Annotated in this window: 24 protein-coding genes and 1 tRNA gene; 6 read left to right on the top strand and 19 right to left on the bottom strand. The window is 64.6% G+C overall.

What is annotated here, in order from left to right:
- Positions 1 to 51 precede the first annotated feature (51 nt).
- Positions 52 to 414 carry a DNA-directed RNA polymerase subunit omega gene (gene rpoZ / locus B5D62_RS02885; RefSeq protein ID WP_085932305.1) on the bottom strand — a complete coding sequence of 121 codons (363 nt, stop codon included), beginning with the start codon at positions 412 to 414 and terminating at the stop codon, positions 52 to 54.
- Positions 415 to 481: 67 nt separating this feature from the next.
- The gene (folK, locus tag B5D62_RS02880) at positions 482 to 994 is read right to left on the bottom strand and encodes a 2-amino-4-hydroxy-6-hydroxymethyldihydropteridine diphosphokinase (protein WP_139373701.1); all 513 of its coding nucleotides are present in this window, start codon (positions 992 to 994) and stop codon (positions 482 to 484) included.
- Between the two features lie 143 nt (positions 995 to 1,137).
- Between folK and B5D62_RS02875 the strand changes: the two genes are divergently transcribed.
- Together B5D62_RS02875 and B5D62_RS02870 are read left to right on the top strand one after the other, a co-directional pair.
- A complete protein-coding gene (locus tag B5D62_RS02875; RefSeq protein ID WP_085932304.1) occupies positions 1,138 to 1,767 on the top strand; it encodes a LabA-like NYN domain-containing protein in 630 nt (209 codons plus the stop codon).
- 10 nt (positions 1,768 to 1,777) lie between these two features.
- Entirely contained in the window at positions 1,778 to 2,425 is a 648-nt protein-coding gene (locus B5D62_RS02870; protein WP_085932303.1) for a uracil-DNA glycosylase, read from the top strand.
- Here B5D62_RS02870 and B5D62_RS02865 read toward each other — a convergent pair whose 3' ends face one another.
- From B5D62_RS02865 to B5D62_RS02840, 6 genes are all read right to left on the bottom strand, one after another.
- The gene (locus tag B5D62_RS02865; protein ID WP_085932302.1) at positions 2,426 to 2,902 is read right to left on the bottom strand and encodes a glutathione peroxidase; all 477 of its coding nucleotides are present in this window, start codon (positions 2,900 to 2,902) and stop codon (positions 2,426 to 2,428) included.
- Positions 2,903 to 3,577 carry a sulfite oxidase-like oxidoreductase gene (locus B5D62_RS02860; protein ID WP_085932301.1) on the bottom strand — a complete coding sequence of 225 codons (675 nt, stop codon included), beginning with the start codon at positions 3,575 to 3,577 and terminating at the stop codon, positions 2,903 to 2,905.
- A 52-nt stretch (positions 3,578 to 3,629) separates the two neighbouring features.
- On the bottom strand, positions 3,630 to 4,247 hold the full coding sequence (locus tag B5D62_RS02855) for a TetR/AcrR family transcriptional regulator (RefSeq protein ID WP_085932300.1): 618 nt from the start codon (positions 4,245 to 4,247) through the stop codon (positions 3,630 to 3,632).
- A gap of 46 nt (positions 4,248 to 4,293) precedes the next feature.
- The gene (locus tag B5D62_RS02850; protein ID WP_085932299.1) at positions 4,294 to 4,692 is read right to left on the bottom strand and encodes a hypothetical protein; all 399 of its coding nucleotides are present in this window, start codon (positions 4,690 to 4,692) and stop codon (positions 4,294 to 4,296) included.
- A complete protein-coding gene (locus B5D62_RS02845; RefSeq protein WP_085932298.1) occupies positions 4,689 to 5,861 on the bottom strand; it encodes an isovaleryl-CoA dehydrogenase in 1,173 nt (390 codons plus the stop codon). The genes B5D62_RS02850 and B5D62_RS02845 overlap by 4 nt, the downstream gene beginning before the upstream one ends.
- Positions 5,862 to 5,958: 97 nt before the next feature.
- Complete coding sequence (locus B5D62_RS02840) at positions 5,959 to 6,714, bottom strand: enoyl-CoA hydratase/isomerase family protein (RefSeq protein WP_085932297.1); 756 nt, start codon at positions 6,712 to 6,714, stop codon at positions 5,959 to 5,961.
- A gap of 74 nt (positions 6,715 to 6,788) precedes the next feature.
- Between B5D62_RS02840 and B5D62_RS02835 the strand changes: the two genes are divergently transcribed.
- Entirely contained in the window at positions 6,789 to 7,655 is an 867-nt protein-coding gene (locus B5D62_RS02835) for a LysR family transcriptional regulator (protein ID WP_085932296.1), read from the top strand.
- On the opposite strand, the gene mgtE is transcribed toward B5D62_RS02835, so the two are convergent.
- The 3 genes from mgtE to B5D62_RS02820 all read right to left on the bottom strand — a co-directional run bounded on the left by mgtE (position 7,652) and on the right by B5D62_RS02820 (position 11,458).
- The gene (gene mgtE, locus B5D62_RS02830) at positions 7,652 to 9,013 is read right to left on the bottom strand and encodes a magnesium transporter (RefSeq protein WP_085932295.1); all 1,362 of its coding nucleotides are present in this window, start codon (positions 9,011 to 9,013) and stop codon (positions 7,652 to 7,654) included. The two genes, B5D62_RS02835 and mgtE, sit on opposite strands and share 4 nt — an antisense overlap.
- A complete protein-coding gene (locus B5D62_RS02825) occupies positions 9,010 to 11,292 on the bottom strand; it encodes an NADP-dependent malic enzyme (RefSeq protein WP_085932294.1) in 2,283 nt (760 codons plus the stop codon). Before B5D62_RS02825 ends, mgtE begins: the two co-directional genes overlap by 4 nt.
- Before the next feature lie 81 nt (positions 11,293 to 11,373).
- Positions 11,374 to 11,458, bottom strand: a tRNA-Leu gene (locus B5D62_RS02820).
- 121 nt (positions 11,459 to 11,579) lie between these two features.
- On the opposite strand from B5D62_RS02820, the gene lipB reads away from it, so the two are divergent.
- The gene (gene lipB, locus B5D62_RS02815; protein WP_085932293.1) at positions 11,580 to 12,260 is read left to right on the top strand and encodes a lipoyl(octanoyl) transferase LipB; all 681 of its coding nucleotides are present in this window, start codon (positions 11,580 to 11,582) and stop codon (positions 12,258 to 12,260) included.
- Here the strand turns inward: lipB and B5D62_RS02810 are convergent.
- The 8 genes from B5D62_RS02810 to B5D62_RS02775 form a co-directional block, all read right to left on the bottom strand.
- Positions 12,238 to 12,519 carry an acylphosphatase gene (locus B5D62_RS02810; RefSeq protein WP_085932292.1) on the bottom strand — a complete coding sequence of 94 codons (282 nt, stop codon included), beginning with the start codon at positions 12,517 to 12,519 and terminating at the stop codon, positions 12,238 to 12,240. The genes lipB and B5D62_RS02810 overlap by 23 nt on opposite strands.
- A 7-nt stretch (positions 12,520 to 12,526) precedes the next feature.
- Positions 12,527 to 14,479, bottom strand: coding sequence for an acetyl-CoA carboxylase biotin carboxylase subunit (locus tag B5D62_RS02805; RefSeq protein WP_085933491.1), 1,953 nt, complete (start codon positions 14,477 to 14,479; stop codon positions 12,527 to 12,529).
- Between the two features lie 95 nt (positions 14,480 to 14,574).
- Positions 14,575 to 14,793 carry a 2TM domain-containing protein gene (locus B5D62_RS02800; protein WP_085932291.1) on the bottom strand — a complete coding sequence of 73 codons (219 nt, stop codon included), beginning with the start codon at positions 14,791 to 14,793 and terminating at the stop codon, positions 14,575 to 14,577.
- Entirely contained in the window at positions 14,790 to 16,322 is a 1,533-nt protein-coding gene (locus tag B5D62_RS02795) for an acyl-CoA carboxylase subunit beta (protein ID WP_085932290.1), read from the bottom strand. Before B5D62_RS02795 ends, B5D62_RS02800 begins: the two co-directional genes overlap by 4 nt.
- Before the next feature lie 64 nt (positions 16,323 to 16,386).
- Positions 16,387 to 17,259 (bottom strand): phosphonopyruvate hydrolase, encoded by an 873-nt coding sequence (locus B5D62_RS02790; protein ID WP_085932289.1) that lies wholly within the window; start codon positions 17,257 to 17,259, stop codon positions 16,387 to 16,389.
- A complete protein-coding gene (locus tag B5D62_RS02785) occupies positions 17,259 to 17,978 on the bottom strand; it encodes an ATP12 family chaperone protein (protein ID WP_085932288.1) in 720 nt (239 codons plus the stop codon). The genes B5D62_RS02790 and B5D62_RS02785 overlap by 1 nt, the downstream gene beginning before the upstream one ends.
- Before the next feature lie 42 nt (positions 17,979 to 18,020).
- Entirely contained in the window at positions 18,021 to 20,045 is a 2,025-nt protein-coding gene (locus B5D62_RS02780) for an AsmA family protein (RefSeq protein WP_170920758.1), read from the bottom strand.
- A gap of 7 nt (positions 20,046 to 20,052) precedes the next feature.
- Entirely contained in the window at positions 20,053 to 21,072 is a 1,020-nt protein-coding gene (locus B5D62_RS02775; RefSeq protein ID WP_085932286.1) for an RluA family pseudouridine synthase, read from the bottom strand.
- Positions 21,073 to 21,107: 35 nt separating this feature from the next.
- On the opposite strand from B5D62_RS02775, the gene B5D62_RS02770 reads away from it, so the two are divergent.
- Together B5D62_RS02770 and B5D62_RS02765 are read left to right on the top strand one after the other, a co-directional pair.
- A complete protein-coding gene (locus tag B5D62_RS02770) occupies positions 21,108 to 22,037 on the top strand; it encodes a dienelactone hydrolase family protein (protein WP_085932285.1) in 930 nt (309 codons plus the stop codon).
- The gene (locus B5D62_RS02765) at positions 22,034 to 23,527 is read left to right on the top strand and encodes a L,D-transpeptidase family protein (RefSeq protein ID WP_170920757.1); all 1,494 of its coding nucleotides are present in this window, start codon (positions 22,034 to 22,036) and stop codon (positions 23,525 to 23,527) included. The genes B5D62_RS02770 and B5D62_RS02765 overlap by 4 nt, the downstream gene beginning before the upstream one ends.
- Positions 23,528 to 23,533 lie beyond the last annotated feature (6 nt).

Below are 23,533 nucleotides of genomic sequence, written 5' to 3'. Positions count from 1 at the left end.
CTTCTCCACGATGTTTGCGCGAATAGCAGGGCCGAGCCCTGCTAGGGTCGGCTACTCCGTGACTTCGTCTTCCTCGGCCATCGGCAGAGCCTTGGGCTGCGCCGCCTCGGCACCACCCTGCGCAAGAGCCGCCGCCAGCTCCTGCTCGAGTTCGGCCATCTCGTTGACCTCCTCGGGCTTGTCGATGTCGGCATGCTTCTGCATGCCGGAGATCAGCTCGTCCTTGAGCTGGTCATGGTCGAGCTTGTTTTCGCCGATCTCGCGCAGCGCCACGACGGGGTTCTTGTCGCGGTCGCGGTCGAGCGTGATCTGGGCGCCCGCCGAGATATCGCGCGCACGCTGGGCGGCGTACATGACGAGCTCGAAACGGTTGGGCACCTGCAGAATGCAGTCTTCGACGGTGACACGCGCCATGGAGACCTCTGAATTTCCGGAAGCGGCGGGTTATACGCGCCCTAGCCCAAAAGGCAAGCCAGAGGGCTCAAACCCTCTCTATGATCTGGTCGGGCGGCAGGGCCGCGACAAGGGCCTGGATCGAAGCCCCCGTAACCGGATGCCGCCAATGCGGGGCGAGGTCGGCCAATGGCCGGACGACAAAGGCCCGGCCTTCCAGGCGAGGATGCGGCAGAACCGGCCTTCCATCGCCGCCGACAGACGTTTTCCCTTTGAAATCAATGAGATCCAGGTCGATCAACCGGGCGGCATTGGGAACGGACCGAACGCGGCCGAAGTCGGCCTCGACCGCGTGCATTTCCGCCAGCAGCCGCTCCGCCGGCAGATCGGTGGCCACCTCGGCCACGGCATTCATGAACCACGGCTGGTCCGAGGCAGGTATCGGGGCGGTCCGATACCAGGGCGACAATCGAACGAGGCCGACGCCGCGGCGGCCAAGCTCCCCGAGAGCGGCCTCCAGGGTCTGGCGCGGTGGGCCATACGATGGATGCGGAAGATTCGCTCCCAGCGCGATGTAGATCCTGCCGCTCTCGCCGCTCACAAAAAACTCCCTCAACTCCTTGTGAATAATAGCATATTGTCATATACTTCAATCGCCGTGGGAGGGGTGTTACGTACTGGGCTCCCTTGGCTACATAATTTTTTCGTTCCCTCTGCGCATATTCGCGAAAAAGGATATTCGCCATGAAAGGCAATTTTTACGAGAACGAGCGCGTCGCGCTCTTCATCGACGGCGCCAATCTCTATTCGGCTGCGCGTGCCCTCGGCTTCGATATCGACTACCGCCGCCTCCTGAAGGTGTTCCGCGAGAAGGGTCGGCTGGTTCGGGCCTACTACTACACGGCCCTGGTCGAGGATCAGGAATATTCGCCGATCCGGCCGCTGATCGATTGGCTGGACTATAACGGCTATACCATGGTCACGAAGCCGACGAAGGAATTCACCGATGCCATGGGCCGCCGGAAGATCAAGGGCAACATGGACATCGAACTGGCCATCGACGTGTTGGAGATGGCCGAGCATCTCGATCATGTGATCCTGTTCTCCGGCGACGGCGACTTCCGCCGCCTCGTCGAAGCTGTGCAGCGCAAGGGCCTGCGCGTGTCCGTGGTCAGCACCATCAAATCCGCACCGCCGATGGTCGCGGACGAGCTGCGCCGCCAGGCTGACGACTTCATCGAGCTGTCGGAACTGGCTCCGCTGATCGCCCGCAATCCGTCGGAGCGGACAGCGCGGCCGGCCCTGCCGGCCAACGGCCAGGGCGACGTGCTCGACGATGAAGCCACGCCGCAACCCCTGATGCGCACGGCCTAACTCGGAAGCTGTGGCTGCCCCTGCTTTCGACGAGCCGCCGCTCGATTGCCCGCGTTGCCCGAGGCTCGTGGCTTTCCGCCACGAGCTACAGGCGAAGTATCCCGACTGGGGGAATGCGCCAGTGCGGTCGTTCGGCAATCTCGATGCGGGACTTCTGATCGTCGGCCTCGCGCCGGGAATGAAGGGCGCCAACCGGACCGGACGTCCCTTCACCGGCGACTATGCGGGCGATCTTCTCTATTCGACCCTGCTGAAGTTCGGCTTCGCCCAGGGTACCTATCGGGCCGATCCCAATGACGGGCTGCACCTGGTCGGCTGCCGCATCGCCAACGCGGTGCGCTGCCTGCCGCCGGAGAACAAGCCGCTGCCGATCGAATTCACTGCCTGCCGCCCTTTCCTGCAGGCCGAACTGGCCATGATGCCCAACCTCAAGGTGATCCTGGCTTTGGGCAAGGGCGCCCATGATCAGATACTGCGCGCTCTGACCGTGCGGCCTGCGGGCAGCTATCCCTTCATTCACAGCCGATTGCACGCCCTGCCTACGGGCCTTCACCTCGCCGACAGCTATCACTGCTCGCGCTACAACACGAACACCGGCCGGCTGACGACCGAGATGTTCCACGACGTCTTCGAAAAGATCCGCCACGTCCTGAAATAGCTACAGCGCCGCCTCGATCGCCTGGACCATTTCGGGTGCGGTCGGCGTCACGCGGCTCGGCCAGCCGCCAAGCAGCTGACCGTCCTTGCCGATCAGATACTTGTGGAAGTTCCAGCGCGGCGCCGCCCCCTCGCCCGCCTGCTCGACGATCCATCGATAGAAGGCATGCGCATCGCCGCCGATGACCTTCTGCTTGGACGTCAGGGGAAAGGTAACGCCGTAGCCCGTCTCGCAGAATTGCGCGATCTCGGGCTCGGTCTTGGGTTCCTGGGCACCGAAATCGTTGCAGGGCACGCCGAGCACGACCAGGCCGCGCGGGCCGTAGGTCTCGTGCAGCTTCTGCAACTCCGTATATTGCGGCGTAAACCCACAGAAGGACGCCACGTTCACGAGCAACACCGGTCGACCGGCGAAGTCCTTCAGGTCCAGCGGCTTGTTGTCGATGGTCGTGAAGGTGAAATCGTGCGCCGAGGCCATTCACGCCTCCTCGTCGTAGCGCTGCTCGCGCCATGGATCGCCGTAATTGTGATAGCCGCGCACCTCCCAGAAGCCAGGCTTGTCCAGCACGGAGAATTCGATGCGCTTGATCCACTTGGCGCTCTTCCAGAAATAGAGCTTGGGGATCACGATGCGCAGCGGCCCGCCATGCTCGCGGCTGATCGGCTCGTCGTTCCAGCTCCAGGCCAGCAGCACGTCCTCGCCGGCGAAATCCGCCAGCGGCACGTTGGTCGTGTAGGTGTCGTAGGAATGGAAGATCACGTGCTGCGCCTCGGCCTTGGGCCTGACCAGCGCAATCAGGTCGCGGGCAGACACGCCTTCCCAGCGGTTGTCGTAGCGCGACCATGCCGTCACGCAATGAATGTCGGTCGTGAGGGTGGTCTTGGGCAGATCGGTGAACTCGCCCCATTTCCAGCTGGTCGGTTCCTCGACCTCGCCGTCCACGAACAGCCGCCAGGCATGAAGCGGAATCTCCGGCTGGACGCCGAGGTCGAGGACCGGCCAGTTCTCGACCTGGCGCTGGCCGGGCGGCAGGCGCTCGGTCGGTGGCGCGTCGTGGCCCGTCAGCAGCCGGCCGTCCTGGGCCCATTTCTGCTTGCTGTCGATCAGCTTGTTCTTGAGCTTGCCGAAAAGGGTGACGTCGTCGTCCGCCATGCACGCCTCGCCTGTCCGTTCCGCGCTAACATGGGGCCGACAGGCTGAGAATTTAAGCTCTTTTCTGTGCCCGCTTCCGCTCCGGGGCCGCTCCCTTCCTCATCAAGGCGGCGTGAAAGGCGCTGAGCGCCTTGTAGTCGGGTCCATGCTTGAGCATGCCCGACTGACGCAACATCACGATTCCATGTAAGGCGGCCCAGGTAGCCCAGCCGAACAGCTGGGGATCGACGTCGATCAGGCCTGCCGCCGCCATCTGCTCGGCCCCGCGGGTGATGTAGGTCGCGGCCCGATCACATGCCTCCAGAAGTTCCGGATGGCTGTCGTCGATCGGCGTGTCGAGATCGAACATGATCCGATAGGCATGCGGGTTCTTCAGCGCGAAGTCGAGATAGGCCTCCGTCGTGCGCCGGCCGCGCTCACCCGGCGGTGCCTTGGCGGCCCCCTCCAGAGCTCGAGCAAACCGATCGAACGCCTGCGCCCGCACCGTCGCCAGGATGTCGGCCTTGTCCTTGAAATATCGATAGGGCGTCTTCGGGCTGCAGCCGAGGGCTTCGGCGAGCTGCCGCATCGTGACGCCCTCGTAACCAAGCTTGGCAAATCGCTCGGTCGCGACCTCGCACAGCCGAGCCCGGAAGTCGGCGATGTCCTGTTCGGTGAGATAGCGCGGCATCGGTCTTTTCTACACGGCGTGTAAAAACAAGCAAATGCCGTCAATCCTAGTTTAAGCCAATTTCCTTGGGCTTGCGAAAGCCCACGAACAGATAGGCGATCAACACCCAAGCTGGGATCAGCACGTAGTGAACAGGCTGGATGGCCATGAGCTTGATAAAATTGGCAGTGGAACAAACGAGCGCCACGATGCAGAGCAACGCAACGGCTTCGCAAATCCGGCGCAGCGTTGTTGATGGAACCTGCCCCAACATTCTCTTTTTCGCCGATCTGTATGCCAAAGCGCCCAGCAGAACTATCGGTGCACTGACAATCAGATCGCCATCACCGGTGCCGCGACCGCGACCGACATATGCGGCGCCGAAAGCCCCCAGCAATCCGAGCCCCCCTAGAAGCAGCGCAGTTGTCGAACCGATATGCGTCCACAACTTTTTAAGAAGTTTCACATGCTCTCCGCAAACAGCTCGCGGCCGATCAACATGCGGCGGATCTCGCTGGTGCCGGCGCCGATCTCGTACAACTTGGCATCGCGCAGCAGCCGGCCGGTCGGATAGTCGTTGATGTAGCCGTTTCCGCCCAGGAGCTGGATAGCGTCGAGCGCTACCTGGGTTGCTTTCTCCGCCGCGTAGAGGATCGCGCCGGCAGAATCCTTGCGCGTGGTCTGGCCGCGGTCGCAGGCCTTGGCGACCGCGTACACATAGGCCTTGCAGGCATTCATGGTCGTGTACATGTCGGCGAGCTTACCCTGGACGAGCTGGAACTCGCCGATCGCCTGCCCGAACTGTTTGCGCTCGTGCACATAAGGCACGACGATATCCATGGCGGCCTGCATGATGCCGATCGGTCCCGCCGCCAGCACCGCGCGCTCGTAGTCGAGGCCGCTCATCAGCACGTTCACGCCCTTGCCGATGGCGCCCAGGACGTTTTCCTCCGGGATTTCGCAATCCTCGAAGACCAGCTCACCGGTCGAGGAGCCGCGCATCCCCATCTTGTCGAGCTTCTGGGCAACCTTGAAGCCCTTGCGATCAGTCTCGACGATAAAGGCGGTAATGCCACGCGAGCCGGCATTGGGATCGGTCTTGGCGTAGACCACGATCACCTGCGCATCGGGGCTGTTGGTGATCCACATCTTGGTGCCGTTCAGCACGTAGCGGTCGCCCTTCTTCTCCGCCCGCAGCTTCATGGATACGACGTCGGAGCCGGCCCCGGACTCGCTCATGGCCAGGCTGCCGACATGCTCGCCGGAAATCAGCTTGGGCAGGAAGCGGCGCTTCTGCTCGTCGCTGCCATTGCGGCGGATCTGGTTGACGCAGAGGTTCGAATGGGCGCCATAGCTCAGGCCGACGGCGGCCGACGCGCGGCTGACCTCCTCGACGGCGATGACGTGCTCGAGATAGCCGAGCCCCGTCCCGCCATATTCTTCCTCGACGGTGATGCCGTGCAGCCCCAGCTCGCCCATCTTGGGCCACAGCTCGCGCGGAAAGCGGTCCGTCTTGTCGATCTCGGCCGCGATCGGCGCGACCTGATCGGTGGCGAAGCGCTGGACCTGCTCGCGCAACGCATCGGCTGTCTCGCCGAGGCCGAAATCGAAGGGCGGCATGGCGTTGGGGATCATGTTGCTTCTACCTTCTCGTGTCCGTCTGTTTGCGCGGGCGTGTCCTTGTCCTGACGGACAACCTACCCTGCTGTCGCGATGATGCGAAGCCGCGACGTCAAGCCGGCCGGCGCAATGCGGCGGACGCAGCGCGCCGCGTCTCCTCGCCCAGCCATTCCTCGAGGCGAGGCTCTCCGTCGCCGGCGCGGGCCGCGGCGATCCGGGCCAACGACGTTGCCCTCAATTCTCGCTTGATGGTGGCGAAGGCCTTCGAGGGCAGTTCGGCATGGCGGCGTGCCTGCCCGACCGCCTCCAGCAAAAGGGAGCGCGGCGGCACGCAGCGGTCGAACACGCCCAGCGAAAGCGCCTGCTGCATATCGAGGCTTTCGCCGAGCAGGATCAGACGGCGTGCCGCTGCCGGAACCAGCTCAGCACGCGCCACCTCCAGCGCGGCGACAGGATAGGTCACCGCGACCTTCACCTCGGCAAGGCTCACCTGTAACGCCACATCGGCCGCAATCCTGCAGTCGGCGCAGAGTGCGAGCACCAATCCACCGGCGATCGCATGTCCGTTGACGGCCGCCACGAGCGGCTTGGGCCAGGCATAGAGCGCGCCGAAAGCGTCGTTCAACGCCATGATAAGACGGCGCTGCTCCGACGGCCCGAGGCGCGGAACGACCTTGAGATCAAGCCCGGCCGAAAACGCCGGTCCCTGGCCCGTGATCACCGCGGCGCGCACGGACTCCTGCGCTGCCAGCTCGCCGAAGACGGAAGACGCCTCTTCGAGAAGCTCTGTTGTCATCGCGTTCATCGGCGGCCGGGCCAGAGTGACGATCGCGATCTCGTCCTGCCGCTCAATTTCCAAGGCGCTCATGCCCCTCCCATAAGGCCGCCCATCGAATAGAGGAAATCGATTGTTCCTGTCATAATGATAGTCAAAATCTATTCATGAACCTCGTCTTCGTTCGTTACTTCCTGGCTGTCGCCGAGACGTCGAATTTCACCTCGGCAGCGGATCGCTGCCATGTCACCCAGCCCACCCTGTCCGCCGGCATTGCGCGACTGGAGGACGAGCTCGGCACACGGCTGTTCGACCGCGGACGACGGGTGGCTCTGACGATGGCGGGCCAGCGCTTCCTGCCTCATGCGCGCTCGATGATCGAGGCCTGGAAGCTGGCTCGGAGCGAATCGCGATCGGCTGGTCGGCAGCGAACGCTACGGGTGGCCATTGCGTCGACGGTCGCCATCGACGCTGCGATGCAGTGGCTTGCCGCGGTCAAGGGCCGCGAGCAATTCGCTATCGAGATCTCAGAAGGCAGCGCCGAGGCGGTCCAGGAACGCTGGCGGCGCGGCCGATGCGACATTGGCCTGTTTCCGGTCCGCCATCCCATAAGCGGCGATCGCCTCATCTCACTCTTCCGTGAACCCTACGTGCTGGCTGCCGCCACCACGCATCGCATCGCCACACGCGACCGTTGGTCCGCCAGGGAACTCGCCGACACGCCTTTCGTGCTGCGCGCCGGCTGCGAGGCCCATCAAGATGCGCAAAAGGCTTTCGCGTCCGAAGGCGCCCGTCCGCCCGTCGTTCTGCGCTCCAGCGACGAGGGCCGATGTGCCGCCGCGGTGCTGGCCGGCTTCGGCGGCTGCTTCATGCCGCGCTCGCTGTTGCGCGCCGGCATGACCGCTGCGTCAATCCGGGAGCTGACGCTGGAGCGACGCGTGATGCTCGCTTGGCGGAGCGACGAGGAGACGGAAATCGCTACCGCAATTCGCGCAGAGGCCACGAACAGCGGGCCCCTCGCCTTTGCACGTTAGAGCAAAAAGAGCGTCGCCAGGCCGAGAAAGGCGAGGAAACCGGTGACGTCCGTCACCGTGGTCAGGAACACCGTCGAGGAAACCGCCGGATCGACACCGAACTTCTGCAATCCGAGCGGTATAAGGGTTCCGCTGAGGGCCGCGGCCACAAGATTGCAAACGAGCGCCGCAGCGATCACGGCCCCCAGCCGCCAGTCCTGATACCAGACCACCACTGCGGTCCCCATCAGCGCCGCGAAGATGATTCCATTCAGCCCTCCGACGGCGACCTCCTTGGCAATGAAGCGCAGAGCGTTCGCCGCCGTCAGCTCGCCCATCGCCAGAGCACGCACGGCGACCGTGACTGTCTGTGTCCCGGCATTGCCACCCATCGAGGCCACGATCGGCATGAGCACGGCAAGCGCCACGATCTTCTCGATGGCATTCTCGAACTGGCCGATGACCACGGACGCGATGACTGCCGTCAGGAGATTGACGGCAAGCCAGAGCCCACGCAGGCGAACGGTGCGGATGGTCCCGGCATGCATGTCGGCGACACCGACACCGCCCATGTTGAGCAGTTCGGCTTCGGCCTCCTCGTCGATCACGTCCACCACGTCGTCGACCATGATCACGCCGAGCAATCTGCCTTCGGCATCTACCACAGGGCAGGAGACGAGATTCTGGTCGCGGAAGAGATGGGCCACCTCGGTCTGGTCGGCCGTGACGGGAACGGAGGGAATGTCGGGATCGACCAGGTCGAGGATCGGAACCGGGCGCTTGGTGCGCAGCATGCGGCCAAGCGGCACCGAGCCCCGGAGCCGGCCGGCCGCATCGACGACGAAAAGGTCATAGACGTCGTCCGGGAGGTCGTCCGCCTCGCGGCAATGGTCGATTACCTGTCCAATGGTCCAGTTGTCCGGAACCTTGACCAGTGACCGCTGCATGAGGCGGCCCGCAGATTCGTCCGGATAGGCAAGCGTCGATTCGATCTCGATGCGATCCGCCGGAGACAACTCCGAAAGAACCTCCCGGCGCTCCTCCTCCGGCAAATCCTCGAGCAGATTGGCGGCATCATCGGTCTCCAGCTCCCGCGCCGCCGCCGCGATATCCTTGCTGTCGAACTGCTCCAGAACCTCGTCCCGGACCTCCGCGTCGAGTTCGGTCAGGACCTCGGGATCGAGTTCCCGTTTGAGCAGACCCACCAGCACTTCGCGCTGCGAGTCGGGCAGCTGCTCGAGAACGGCGGCCTGCCCCGAAGGGCTGAGATCGGCAACCAGCCCCCTGACCTGATCGGTCCTGCCTTCGTCGAGCGCCGCCTCGATTCGCCGGACCAGTTCCGGCGTCACCTCATCGAGCAGGTCGCCCTGCGGGTTCATCCCCGCGCCTCGGCCTGACGTTGGGCTTCCACGACAGACAGTGCGGTCATGTTGAGGATGCCTCTTGCCGTGACCGACGGCGTGAGCACGTGCGCCGGTTGCTTCGTCCCCAGCAGCATCGGACCGATATGCAGGCCGTCGGCCGCCGTCTTGAGAAGGTTGAACGAAATGTTGGCGGCGTCGAGCGACGGGCAGATCACCAGGTTGGCCGCGCCCTTGAGGCGCGCGTTCGGGAACACGCTCTGACGGATATCGACGTCCAGCGCGGCATCGCCATGCATCTCGCCCTCGACCTCCAGCGACGGTGCCCGCTTGTGCAGGAGCTGGACGGCTGCCGCCATCTTGCGGGCCGACGGGCTGTCCGAGCTGCCGAACAACGAATGCGAGAGTAGCGCCACCCGAGGCTGGACGCCGAAGCGCAGGACCTCGTCGGCCGCCAGCAAGGTGATGTCCGCCAACGTCTCGGCGTCGGGATCGTCGTTCACGTAGGTGTCGGCGATGAACAGGGATCGCGTCGGCATGACGAGCAGGCTGAGCGCCGCCATGTGACGCACGCCGTCGCGGACACCGATCACATCCCGCACATGGCGGAGATGCGTCTGGAAGCGGCCGTAGGCGCCCGCGATCATCGCATCGGCATCGCCCAGATGCACGGCAAGGGCGGCGATCAGCGTCGGGCTCGACCGGACAAGATTGCGCGCCGTCGGTTCGGTCACGCCGCGCCGCTCCATCAGCGCATGATAGGCGCCCCAGTAACGGTCGTAGCGCGGGTCGCTGGACGGATCGACCAGCTCGACGTCAACGCCCGGCTTGAACCGCAGGCCCAGCCGCTCCGTACGGCGGCGGATGATGTCCGGTCGGCCGATCAGAATCGGAATGGCGATCCGCTCGTCCAGAATGATCTGGGTCGCCCGCAGCACGCGATCGTCCTCGCCGGCGCTGAAGATGACGCGCTTGGGGGCGGTCCGGGCCTGCTCGAAGACAGGCCGCATCACCAGGCCCGACTTGAAGACGAACTGGCTGAGCTGCTGGCGGTAGGTCTCGAGATCCGCGATCGGCCGGGTGGCGACACCTGAATCGATGGCTGCCTTGGCGACAGCGGGCGCCAGCTCCACGATCAGGCGGGGATCGAACGGCTTGGGAATGATCTGATCGGGGCCGAAACCGCCAACGACTTCGCCAAAGGCCCGCGCGACGACCTCGGACGGCTCCTTGCGCGCCAGTTCGGCAAGAGCACGCACGCAGGCGATCTTCATCTCGTCGTTGACCGTCGTCGCTCCCACATCGAGGGCGCCGCGGAAAATGTAGGGAAAGCAGAGGACGTTGTTGACCTGGTTGGGATAATCGCTGCGACCGGTCGCCATGATGGCGTCGTCCCGGACAGCGGCGACCGCTTCCGGCCGGATCTCGGGATTGGGATTGGCGAGCGCGAAGATCAGCGGCTTTGCCGCCATCTTGGCTACCATCTCGGGCTTGAGCACATCGGCGGCGGAAAGCCCCAGGAAGACGTCGGCTCCCTCAATGACTTCGCCCAGGGTCCGCGCCGCCGTGTCGCGCGCGTACCGCTCCTTCCAAGGGTCCATCAGTTCATTGCGGCCCTTCCAGACCACGCCGGCGATGTCCGTGACCCACATATTCTCGCGCGGCAGACCCAGCTTCTCGAGGACGCCGAGACAGGACAGCGCGGCCGCGCCCGCCCCCGACACGACAAGCTTCACCTTGGCGATATCCTTGCCGACCAGCGACAGGCCATTCAGCATCGCTGCCCCGACGATGATCGCAGTGCCGTGCTGATCGTCGTGGAAAACCGGAATCGACATGCGCTCGCGCAGCTTCTGCTCGACGTAGAAGCACTCCGGCGCCTTGATGTCCTCGAGATTGATGCCGCCGAAAGTCGGTTCCAGCGCGGCAACGATGTCCACCAGCTTTTCCTGGTCGAGCTCCGCCAGTTCGATGTCGAACACGTCGATGCCGGCGAACTTCTTGAACAGGACCCCCTTGCCTTCCATGACCGGCTTGGCGGCGAGCGGGCCGATCGCGCCCAGGCCAAGGACCGCGGTGCCGTTGGTCACTACGGCGACCAGGTTGGCGCGCGCCGTCAGCTCCGCCGCAGTGGCCGGATCGCGCACGATCTCGTTGCAAGCCTCGGCTACGCCGGGGGAATAGGCCAGCGACAGATCGCGCTGCGTCGCCAGTGGCTTGGTCGGAACGACCTCGATTTTCCCGGGCCGGGGGATGCGGTGGTAACGGAGCGCGCCGTCGGTTGATTTGTCCGCCAAGCTCGTCTCCTGCCTCGCATAACAAAAAGGGCCGCCCGAAGGCGGCTACTCAGGATTCACCTTTTCGATCGAACCGGCGAGTGGTGCGGCCAAGAAGACTCGAACTTCCACGCCTCGCGGCACTAGCACCTCAAGCTAGCGCGTCTACCAATTCCGCCATGGCCGCGCCGATTCGATGGGGCGGGGGATACCAAATAGCCTCCCCAGTGGCAAGGCACGCCCGAAAACCTTTCTGTGCGACCGCGGGCAGACTTGCACCGCGGACCGGAAGTGCCGATTTTACCGGCATGATCCAGCCCGAATGGCGCCTATCCGACAGCCCTGTCCCATATGGGGAGGCCCTGGCCGCTATGGAAGCCCGCGTCGCCGATATCCATAACGGCCGCGCCAGCGAACTCCTGTGGCTGTTGGAGCACCCGCCCCTCTATACGGCGGGAACGAGCGCCAAAACGGCCGATTTGCTGGAACCGTCGCGTTTTCCGGTCCATGTCGCCGGCCGTGGCGGCCAATACACCTATCACGGGCCGGGACAACGCGTGGTCTATACGATGCTCGACCTTCGGGCCCGCCAGCGGGACGTCAGGCGCTTCGTGTTCGACCTCGAAGAATGGACGATCCGCACGATCGCCCGGTTCGGCATCACGGCCGAACGCCGGCAGGGACGGGTTGGCGTCTGGGTGGCCCGGCCCGACAAGCCTCCTCTGCCCGATGGCTCGACGCGCGAAGACAAGATTGCCGCAATAGGCGTGCGTATCCGCCATTGGGTCTCGTTCCACGGAATCTCCATAAACGTCGAGCCGGACCTGTCGCATTACGACGGCATCGTGCCATGCGGCATTTCCGGCCATGGCGTGACGTCGTTGGTGGATCTCGGCCTTCCGGTGACGATGGCCGATCTCGATGCCGCGCTGGCGGACACCTTTCCGGAAGTGTTCGACGCCGCCGTTACTCGGTCGGCCGCCGCGTAAATCCTTCCGGAAGGATGTCGAGGTCGACGGGCTCCACGTCGATCGCCTCGACCAAGGCCAACGTCGGACCGCGGCGGCAGGCCTCGATCATGATCCCCACAGCGCCGTCATCGCCAACGATCAGCGCCTCGACCGACCCGTCGATGCGATTGCGCACCCAGCCGGACAGGCCGAGGCGTAGGCCGGTCGCGATGGCCCAATCGCGATAGCCGACGCCCTGCACCCGTCCCGTAATGGTCAATCGGGCCTGCAACGGCATCCTTGCCTCAAGCGAACTCGATGATCTTCTGGTCGACCTTCAGGCTGTCGCCGGCTTTGGCGTGGAGCGTCTTGACGGTGCCGTCCTGCACGGCGCGCAGCACATTCTCCATCTTCATGGCCTCGACAACGGCCAACGCATCGCCCGCCTTGACTTCCTGCCCTTCGGCCACAGCCACAGAGGCCAGCAGGCCTGGCATGGGCGACAGCAGGAACTTGGAGGTGTCGGGCGCGGCCTTGACCGGCATCAGGCCATAAAGCTCGGCCTGCCGCGGTGTCAGGACCAGAGCCTCGGCGTGGCCGCCGCCATGGAACAGGCGCCAGCCCGATCCTGCGGGATCGACCTGGGCCGCGATGGTCTCACCATCGACCTTGGCGTGGACGAGTGGCTCGCCCGGCGCCCAATTGGTCTCCACAGTGATGCGGCGGTCCTCCACCTGGATGGTGTAGCCGTAGCTGTCGCGGCTGACCGAAAGAGCGATCGGCTGGCGGTTGAGCAGCACGACACGCTTGTCCTGGACCTTGCCATGACGCTCGGCGCGGACCAGGTCGACGACGGCGGCGACGGCCGCGAGCACCTGCGGGTCGCGCGGCGGCAGATGGGCCGCCGTGAAACCGCCCTTGAATTCCTCGGCGATGAAGTTGGTGGTGAGCTTCCCGGCGACGAAGCGCGGATGCGCCATCAACGCCGCCAGGAACGGCACGTTGTGCGATACGCCACGGACATAGAATTCGTCGAGTGCGCGGCGCATGCGGTCGATGGCGGCGTTTCGGTTCTTTCCGTACGTGCAGAGCTTGGCGATCATCGGATCGTAGAACATCGAGATCTCGCCGCCTTCGTAGACGCCGGTATCGACGCGCACGTCCGGGCCGGGCACCGGCTCGCGGTACTTCACGAGGCGGCCGGTGGAGGGCAGGAAGTTCCGGAACGGATCCTCGGCATAAAGGCGCGCCTCGACGGCCCAGCCTTCGAGCTTCACGTCCTTCTGCTGGAACGGCAACTTCTCGCCGGCAGCCACCCGGATCATGAGCTCCACAAGATCGAGGCCGGTGATCAGCTCGGTCACCGGATGCTCGACCTGCAGGCGCGTGTTCATCTCGAGGAAGTAGAACTTGCGGTTCTTGTCGACGATGAACTCGACAGTTCCGGCGCTCTTGTATTTCACGGCCTTCGCGAGCGCGACGGCCTGCTCGCCCATGGCCTTGCGCGTCTTGGCATCGAGGAACGGGCTCGGCGCCTCCTCGATCACCTTCTGATGGCGACGCTGGATCGAGCACTCGCGCTCCCACAGATAGACGCAGTTGCCATGGCCGTCGGCCAGGAGCTGGATCTCGATGTGGCGCGGCTCCTCGACGTACTTCTCGATGAAAACGCGATCATCGGCGAACGAGGACTTGGCCTCGTTAGTCGCCGACACGAACCCTTCCTTGGCCTCGGCATCGTTGTAGGCGATGCGCATGCCCTTGCCGCCGCCTCCGGCAGAGGCCTTGATCATCACCGGGTAGCCGATCTTCTGCGCGATCTTCACGGCTTCGTCGGCATTGGGAATGGCGGCCAGATATCCCGGCACCGTGCTGACGCCCGCCTTCTGGGCGAGCTTCTTCGACTCGATCTTGTCGCCCATCGCGTAGATGGCGTGCGCGTCGGGGCCGATGAAGGTGATTCCGGCCTCGGCCAGGGCCTTCTGGAAGGCCTCCTTCTCGGACAGAAAGCCATAGCCCGGGTGAACCGCCTGGGCGCCGGTCTGCTTGCAGGCGTCGATGATCTTGTCCGCTAGCAGATAGGATTGCGTCGCCGGCGGCGGACCGATGAACACCTTCTCGTCGGCCTCGCGAACGTGAAGCGCATCGGCATCGGCCTCCGAGTAGACGGCGACCGTCTTGATTCCCAGCCGCTTGCAGGTGCGGATGACGCGGCAGGCGATTTCGCCGCGATTGGCGATCAAGATCTTGTCGAACAGCTTGCCCGATGGCGCCACCTTCGCTGAGGCTGCGCCGGTTGCTACCTTCGCCTTAGCCGCCGGTTTCTTCGCGACCTTCTTCTTGGCAGCCATACTCACGATCCTTCTTTATTTCGGTCGAACAGGCCCATTGACCAGGCGGTATGCCCAGCGATCAGCGGCATCCACACCATCAGCACCCACAACCACCAGGGATAATGGCTGCTCAAGACCGCGTTCAGCGCAATCAGCGCAAGAAGGCTGAACAGGGCGATGATCACGTGCAGCCGCACGGATCGCGCCCTGCGCATACGCTCCTCGCGGGAGATGCTCATAGCGGCACGTTTCCATGCTTACGCCAGGGATTTTCCAGACGCTTGGTCTCGAGCGTCGCCAGCGCCCGGCAGATCCGCCGCCGCGTGCCATGCGGCATGATCACGTCGTCGATGAAACCGCGATTGGCGGCGACGAACGGATTGGCGAACTTCTCGCGATACTCTTCGGTCCGGGCGGCGATCTTCTGGGCATCGCCGATATCGGAGCGGAAGATGATCTCCACCGCGCCCTTGGCTCCCATGACGGCGATCTCCGCTCCTGGCCAGGCATAGTTCACGTCGCCGCGCAGGTGCTTGGATGACATCACGTCATAGGCGCCGCCATAGGCCTTGCGTGTGATGACCGTCACTTTGGGGACAGTCGCCTCGGCATAGGCATAGAGCAGCTTGGCGCCGTGCTTGATGATGCCGCCGTATTCCTGCGCCGTGCCCGGCAGGAAGCCCGGAACGTCGACGAAGGTAACGATCGGAATGTTGAAGGCGTCGCAGAAGCGCACGAAACGCGCGCCCTTGCGCGAGGAATCGATATCGAGGCATCCCGCCAGCACCATCGGCTGATTGGCGACGAAGCCCACCGTGCGACCGGCCATGCGACCGAAGCCGACAACGATATTGCCGGCCCACTCGGGCGACAGCTCGAAGAAGTCGCCCTCGTCCACGACCTTCAGGATCAGTTCCTTGATGTCGTAGGGCTTGTTGGGATTGTCCGGCACCAACGTGTCGAGCGAGAAGTCCTCGCGGTCGGACGGATCCTGCGTTGGCCGTTCCGGCGGCTTCTCGCGATTGTTGGACGGCAGGAAGTCGACGAAACGGCGCAGTTGCAGCAGCGCCTCGACGTCGTTCTCGAAGGCCAGATCCGCCACGCCGGATTTCTGGGTATGAGTGAGCGCACCGCCCAGCTCTTCCTGCGTCACCGTTTCGTGGGTGACCGTCTTCACCACGTCCGGCCCGGTGACGAACATGTACGAACTGTCCTTCACCATGAAGATGAAGTCGGTCATAGCCGGCGAATAGACCGCGCCGCCAGCGCAAGGTCCCATCACCATCGAGATCTGGGGAATCACACCGGAAGCCAGAACGTTCCTCTGGAACACGTCGGCGTAGCCGGCCAGCGAATCGACGCCTTCCTGGATGCGCGCACCGCCCGAATCGTTGAGGCCCAGCACCGGCGCCCCGACCTTCATGGCGGTGTCCATGATCTTGCAGATCTTGGCGGCATGCATGCCGGAAAGCGCCCCGCCAAAAACCGTGAAATCCTGGCTGAAGACGTAGACCAGACGGCCACCGATCGTGCCGTGCCCCGTGACCACGCCGTCGCCGGGAATCTTCTGGCCTTCCATGCCGAAGTCGATCGAGCGGTGCTCGACGAACATGTCGTATTCTTCGAAGGAGCCGGGATCGAGCAACACATCGATGCGCTCGCGTGCCGTCAACTTTCCCTTGGCATGCTGCGCATCGATACGGCGCTGACCGCCGCCCAGCCGTGCCGCGGCCCGGCGCCGCTCAAGCTCATCCAACATCTTCTGCATCAAGAAACTCCGGCCTTCACCATGGGGCCCGACAAATCGTTTTCGGCCAAAACGGCCGGTAGGTCTAGCGCAGGAATCGCTTCTCGTCGTCCTTCACTTTGCCCATGCCCTGCAATTGGAACACGTCTTCGACGGTGGCAATCTCCGCCTCGACACTGTGGATGCCCCCATCCCTGCGGATCTGCGCAAAGGTACGGCGCATCGCACCGACGGCAGCCCGGATGGCGTGATTGCCCCAGATCAGCAAGCCGACCTTCTTGAGCTCGCGGACACGCGCCACCGTCATCTGCGGATAGGCCGTGGGCACCAGGGCGATCGGCACGCGGCCATCCCAGGCCTTCACGAAGGCCTCGATCTCGTCCGGCGTCTTCTGCTTGGAGTGCACCAGGATCATGTCGGCGCCAGCGGCCTCGTAGGCGCGCGCACGCTTCAGCGCCTCCTCCTGGCCCAAGCCGGCAATCAACGCTTCGGTGCGCGCGACGATCACCAGATCCTTGTCGCGTCGCGCTGCACGTGCGGCCTCGATCTTGCCCTGGAACTCCTCGATGCGGACCATGTCCTGGCGGCCACCGGCAATAAGGCTGGTCACCTTCGGGAAGCTCTTGTCCTCCATGACGATCGCGGCCGCGCCGGCGCGCTCGTACTGCTCCACGGCGTAGAGAACGTTGATGGCATTGCCGAAGCCCGTATCGATATCCGCAACCACTGGCAGGCCCGATCGCTCGGCCATGGCGCGTGTCATATCGAGATGCTGGGTCATCGATACGATGCTGACGTCCGGCACGCCGTACAGCGCCGAAAGCTCGAAGCCCGAGGCCCAGACCGCGTCGAAGCCGGCCTCGGCAGCCAGCATGGCGGAAAGCGGGCTGTGCCCGGCCATCGCCTCGACCAGGCCTTTTCGGCTCAGGATCTCCCGAAATATCGTACCTGCACCCATCAACTGCCTCCCAGCCGCTTGTCCTCGAGCAGCGCCAGGAAACGGGCGCAAGCATCGATATCGTTCCTGATGTTGGCGAGACGCTGCGCGGCGAGCGGATCCTCGCCCCACCGCTCGATCTGAAACAGTTCGTCGAGTTCGGCGGCCGAGAAGGCGTCTTCGGCCGAGAGCCGTCGCTCGGCCACCGCGAGCGCGATAACCAGCGAACCGGCAACATGGGTGAGGTTGTACAGCGCCGACAGCGCGATATCGCTGTGGGCCGCCACTGCCTCGCGGAGCGCCAGCAGTGCCGCCGGCGACTGGGTGACGAAGCTCGTGCCCGAAGCCAGCGACAGTCGCGCGTCATAGCGCTCGGCAACCCAGTCGAGCAGCGGCTGCCAGATCTCGTGCTGCCGCTGGACCAAGCTGGAGGGATCGGTGGCCCGATAGCAGAGCAGGTCGGACGCAGCGTACTTCGCGATGTCGTCGACCACCTGCGCGCGCTGTGATGTCACGCGGTCGAGGCCCGTCGCGGCCAACCGCGTCAGCGGCAGATGCGCAACCTTGATCTCCGCCTTTTCGGGAACCGCGCGCCATTCTTCAGCAATCGCCTCGGCCAAGGCCTGCGTGGGAACAGTGAGAATTGCCTTGGCTGGCGTCCGCATCGCCCGGCCGTCCAGCAGCACCTGCCATCCGCCATCGCCAGGCGCGATACTCGTTTCCTTGTAGAACCGCTTCATTGGAGAGGGCTTACACGCCGGCTGGCCCCGGCGACAAGAGCGCTAACGGCTGGGTGTGGGCCGCCCGGGCTGGTGCTGAGGCCGCCCCGGCCGGTCACGCTGATCCGTCGTCGGAGTTGGAAGCTGGGCGCGCAGACCAGGCCGCAGCGCGTCCAGACGCGTCGCCAGCATGGCGCAGGCATTGACATTGGGCATGCGCGATATCTGGGCGAAAGTGCCTGTCAGGCTGGGGATCGGCCCCGCCCCTACAAGCAGCTTGGCCAGACCGGGGTCGAGGGCCCCGGCGGTCTGGCGGCCCATACCGCCCTTGATCCGGATCGGCGACGCCAATGCGGCGCCCTGCGGATCGCGCGCCTCGGGCGCCAGGATGAAGTCCCAGGCTTCGCTGCGCAGCGATACGTAGCCTCCGCCAATTAACAGGGCACGCGGCGTGTCGACGACCACCCTGCGCAGATTGGCGATCCCGTTCCTGACCTCGAAGCTTCCCGCGAAGCAATTGAACGGCACGCCGCTATCGGTGCCCCCCAGCAAGCGTTGCGTCTCGATCGGCCATCCTGCCAGCGAGTCGCGCGGCCACAGGCCCTTGGCGGCCGAGATCTCGATCGTACCATTGGCTACATTGAGGGCATCATGAGCGGCCCGACCGCCGCCGCGCAGCTTGAGATCGATATCGCCGACGGCATCCTTGAGACCGAGGTCCAGTCCGAACAACGTCGCAAGATCCTCGAACGGGACTCGGCTCGCCGTGCCGGTAAGCGTCGTCTGGCCGACGCGACCCGCCGGATCGTAGATCAGATCGAATCCCATCGAACCGTTCCCGATCGACGCCGCGCCCCTCAACGTGAAGCGCTTCTCGCCAGAACTCAGGCTCAACGAGCCGTTCTGCACCTTGCTCGTCAGGCCCGTGATCTCGCCGACCCGGGCCGTGACCGACAGTTCCGAACGGCCGAGCCAACGGGCCGAAAAGGGCGCCGTCGGAAAGAAGCGTGGCGTCGCGCCCGGCTGCGGGTCGGCCGCCGAAGCTGGCGCCGCATGCAAGCCGTCGAGATCGATCCTGCTGGCATCGATATTCACGGTGGCGATGGGCGTCCCATTGCGATCCGCCCGGAACAGCGCTTCGCCGGTGAGGTCGCTGTTGCCGACCTTCAACGACGGGACTTCCACCTTGAGGCCATTGCGCTGAGTCACGGCTTTCGCCGTGAAGCTGTAAGGGCCGCCGCTTGGCAAGGGCAGCCGCAAATAGGGACCGTAGGTCCCGAAATCGGCTCCTTCCCCCGTGATCTGCAGATTGGTGCCTTTGGCCGCCCCGACCGTGCCTTTGATCGTGACCCGGCCCTCGCCAAAGCTCCCTTGCACGTCGATAGTGCCTGGCAGACCGCGCAGCCAGCCATCGAATGTGCCGATTCCCCCGGAGAGGTCGAACGGCGTCGCGTGCGGCGCCGCCAGTCGCGCCTGCATCTGCATCGGCTGGCCCGATGCCGTCGACTTGAACGTGGCGCTCTGCACATTCAGAACGACGGGCGGCCGCCCTGCCCCGTCGGCGATGGTAAGGGCCGAATCCCGCACATCGATGGTCTCGATCCATGGAAAGGCGGGATTGGTCTTGATCCGCAGCGATCGGTTGTCCGCCGGACGCGGTCCCGAACCGTCGGGCGGCGGCAGCATTTCGAGGTTGGTATCGCCAACCTCGTTGCGTTCCACCAGGATGTCCGCCCCTTCGATCAGCAAGCGGCCGACCCGGACCTCGCCGAGCAACAGCGACGGCAGATCGAGATAAAGGGTGAGCTTGCGCACTCGCGCCAATTCGGGCCGAGAGCCCCAGGGCGCATTGCTCAGCGTGACGCCTTCCGCAACCAATGCCGGGTGACGACCGATGTGGATCGAGAGTGGGACGCGACTCGTGATTTCGCGACCGGTAACCTTGCGGACGTGATCGGCCAATCGCGCTTCGTAGCGTGAAAGATCCCGTGTGCTGCCCCATACCACGGCTGCGATGGCAATAGCCGGCGCGCTGATGAGGCTTATCCAGACAACCTGCTTCCAGGGAATGCGGATGCGTAGGGCCAAGGTGCGCTCAATCAACCGAGCCGGAAGACCCGGTCGAGAAGCCCAATGCCTCGACCGTGCGGCGGAAGTGAGGCGGCAGCTCGGCCTCCAGGACGAGTTCACCCTTGCCCGATGGATGGGGCAAGGCGATCCGACGCGCATGCAGATGAAGCCGCCGGGCGTCGGCGACCGCCGAAAGCAGGGCTTCCTCGCCGCCATATTTGCGATCTCCGAGGATCGGACAACCGATGGCGGCGCAGTGGACGCGCAGTTGATGGGTCCTGCCGGTGCGAGGCCACAGCGCCAGCAGGGCCGCACGCTTGCCGGCCCGATCGAGTTCCCGGAAATGCGTCAAGGCTTTCTGACCCTGCTCGTGATCGACCTGCATCGTCTCGCGATCGCGTGCCCCCGGCCGCTTCGCCAGAGGCAGGTCGATCGTTCCCTCGCGACGAGGCGGGACGCCCACCACGATTGCCCAGTAAAGCTTTTCGGTCTCCCGATCCCTGAAGGCTTCGGCAAGCCGCTTGGCGGCCTGACCGGTTCTCGCAATCAGCAGAAGGCCCGACGTGTCCTTGTCCAGCCGATGGACCAGGCGCGGTCGTTCCTCGTAGCCGAAGCGCAGCGCGTCCAGCATGCCGTCGACATGCTTGTCCGTGCCCGTCCCTCCCTGCACGGCAAGGCCGGGCGGCTTGTTCAGCGCGATGACCTCGGCATCCCGATGGATCACCAGCCGCTGGATCTCGGCCGCGTCCTTGTCCGAAAGGCGGGGCTGGGCTTTCGGCTGAGGCGCCGGCGAGGCCGTCACTCCCGGCGGCAGGCGAACAGTCTGGCCGGGCTCGACCCGATCCCTGGCTTCGACACGCTTGCCGTCCAGCCGTACCTGTCCCGTGCGCAGCAGCTTCTGCAGGGCGCCGTGGCCCAGTTCCGGAAAATGTCGCTGAAACCAGCGATCCACTCGCAGCCCCGCCTCATCTGCCGTAACGGCGCGAACCTGCACCTGCCCTCGCTGGGCGGCCGCAGATGCGTTTCGGGCTGGACTGTCGCTCATGGCGCGCAACCTAGGCGACAAGCTAAACACGGTCCATGGAATCGGTATCGTTCGATACGCTGACTTTCGATCATCCCGCCGCCTGCCGTCCAGCACGGGTATCGGCGTCCCTTCATCTGCCATCCACAGGCACCGCGCCCTTTCCCTGCATGGTCCTCCTGACCAGCAGCGCCGGCGTGCAGCGGCATCGCGAGCACTATTATGCACAGGCCCTCACCGAAGCGGGAGCGGCCGCGCTGATCATCGACAGCTTCAGTGGCCGCGGCGTCCGACGGACGGTCGCCGATCAGTCTCTCGTTTCGGCCGCCCAAATGGAGGGCGATGCGTTCGCCGCTCTCGCCCTGCTGCGTGCCGACCCGCGAATAGATCCAGATCGGATCGGAGTGATGGGCGTCTCCAAGGGCGGTGTGGCGACGTTGAATACCGCCATCGCCGTGCGCCAGCGTTGGCGGGCCGGCTTTCCTCACCTGTTCGACCTGCATGTTGCCATCTGCCCGGGAGCGACCGCGCAGCACCGCGACGCCACAACCCATGGCCGGCCCATGTACTTCATGCTGGCGGGACGGGACGACTATACGCCGGCGCCGCTCGCCATCGAATACGCGGAGCGCATGCGGGCCGCGGGGAACCGACGCATCAAGGTCAAGGTCTATAGCGGCGCGCATCACGGCTGGGAGTCACTGGGTGGCGTGTTCGATATCCGGGACGCGGAGAACTGGTCATGCTGCCGCAACCTCATCGAGGACGATGGCCGGCACTTCGTCCCCGCCGCCGGTCGAGCCTTCAGTGAGCCCGAGTATCAGGCCTGGGCGCGCTCGAACTGCGTCACGTGGGGGGCTCGGGCCGGCGGCGGGACGGCCGAATTGAAGCAGCGGGCCACGGCTGACCTGTTGGATTTTCTGTCAGTCCATGGCTTCGCGCCTCAATGGACGAATCTGCGTCCCGCGAGTATAAATTGCGTGTGAAACGCGTTCATTTTCTCGTCGGTTTGCTGGCGCTCATCGCGCCTGTTCTCGGGTCGGACCCCTCGTTGGCCGCCGACCACCTCTGGACCGGATCGCGGGCCGCCGAGGCCCGTGCCGCGGCCCTGCTCGGAGCGATCCGAGCCGCCGGCGATCATGGACTGGATCCTGACTGGTATCGCCTGGCTGATCTGGAAAAAGCCGTATCGCCCGGCGGCGACCAGGATCGGGCGGAGCAGCTCCTGACAGACGCCTTTGTCGCCTACGCCAGCGATGTCTCCACCGGCCGCGTCCGCGCCAACAGCGTGGACAAGGATATCGACATCCAACAGCGCAAGGCCGACCGGTCGGAACTCCTCAAGCAGGCTGCCGACGCGACCGACTTTCCCGCCTGGCTCGCCTCGTTGCCACCGAAAGGGGACTACCCTCTCCTGCAGAAAACGCTGGCGACGCTGCGGCTCAAGCGCAAGACCGCGACCTTTACCGCCGTGCCCAGCGGAGACGCGCTGAAACCCGGCATGATCGACTCGCGCGTCCCGCTTCTGCGCAAGCGCCTGGCCGAGCTCGATATGGCGGTCCCGGTCGCCGGTCCCGTATCCGACCTGTATGACGAGCCGCTGGCTGCTGTCATAAAGACCTATCAGGCCACCAAGGGCCTCACCGTCGATGGCGTTATCGGGGCCAAGACGACGCAGTCGCTCAACACCGGCCTCGATGAGCGCATCGATCAGGTGGTCGCCAATCTCGAGCGCCGGCGCTGGCTGCCGGAGGATCTCGGTTCACGCTATGTGTTCGTGAATGCCGGCGACTACTCCATGGTGTTCGTCAATGGCGGCCGACCCGTGTTCCACAGCCTGGTCATCGTCGGCACCGCCAAGAACCCGACGCCCGAAATCGCATCGGTGATGCACGGCTTCCAGATCAATCCTTACTGGACCGTTCCGCAGTCGATTTCCGGCGAAGAATATCTTCCCATGCTGCGCCGCGATCCCAATGCGCTCGCCGCCAGCGGCTTCAGGATTTTCTCGAGCTGGAGCGACAACGACAGCGAGATCGATCCATCGACGGTCGATTGGAACGCCATCAATCCCAAAGCCTTTCCGTTTCGTATTCGCCAGGATCCTGGTGCCAACAATGCGCTGGGCTATATCTTCTTCCCGTTCGCCAACAAGTACGGCATCTACATGCACGATACGGCGACACGCTGGCTGTTCACCGAGGGAAGCCGCAATTTCAGCCATGGTTGCATCCGGCTGCAGAACCCCCTCGATTTCGTGGAGAAGGTCTATGGCAGTCGCGGCTTCGACAAGGACAAGGTCCGCGCCGCCATCGATGACGGCCAGCAGGTCGGTTACGGCTTTCCCGAACCGGTCAGGCTCTACGTCACCTACCGCACGGTGACCGCCAACGCGGAAGGCTCGGTCTCCTTCCGCGACGACGTCTATGGCCGCGACCGGCGAGTGGTGCAGGCAATGGGCCGGCCGCGCAGCTGAGGGCCC

This window comes from Enhydrobacter aerosaccus (genome assembly GCF_900167455.1).
GTDB classification, from domain to species: Bacteria; Pseudomonadota; Alphaproteobacteria; order Reyranellales; family Reyranellaceae; genus Reyranella; species Reyranella aerosaccus.
The sequence above is the reverse complement of the archived record's forward strand: the minus strand, read 5'-3'. Positions and strand labels throughout refer to the sequence as shown.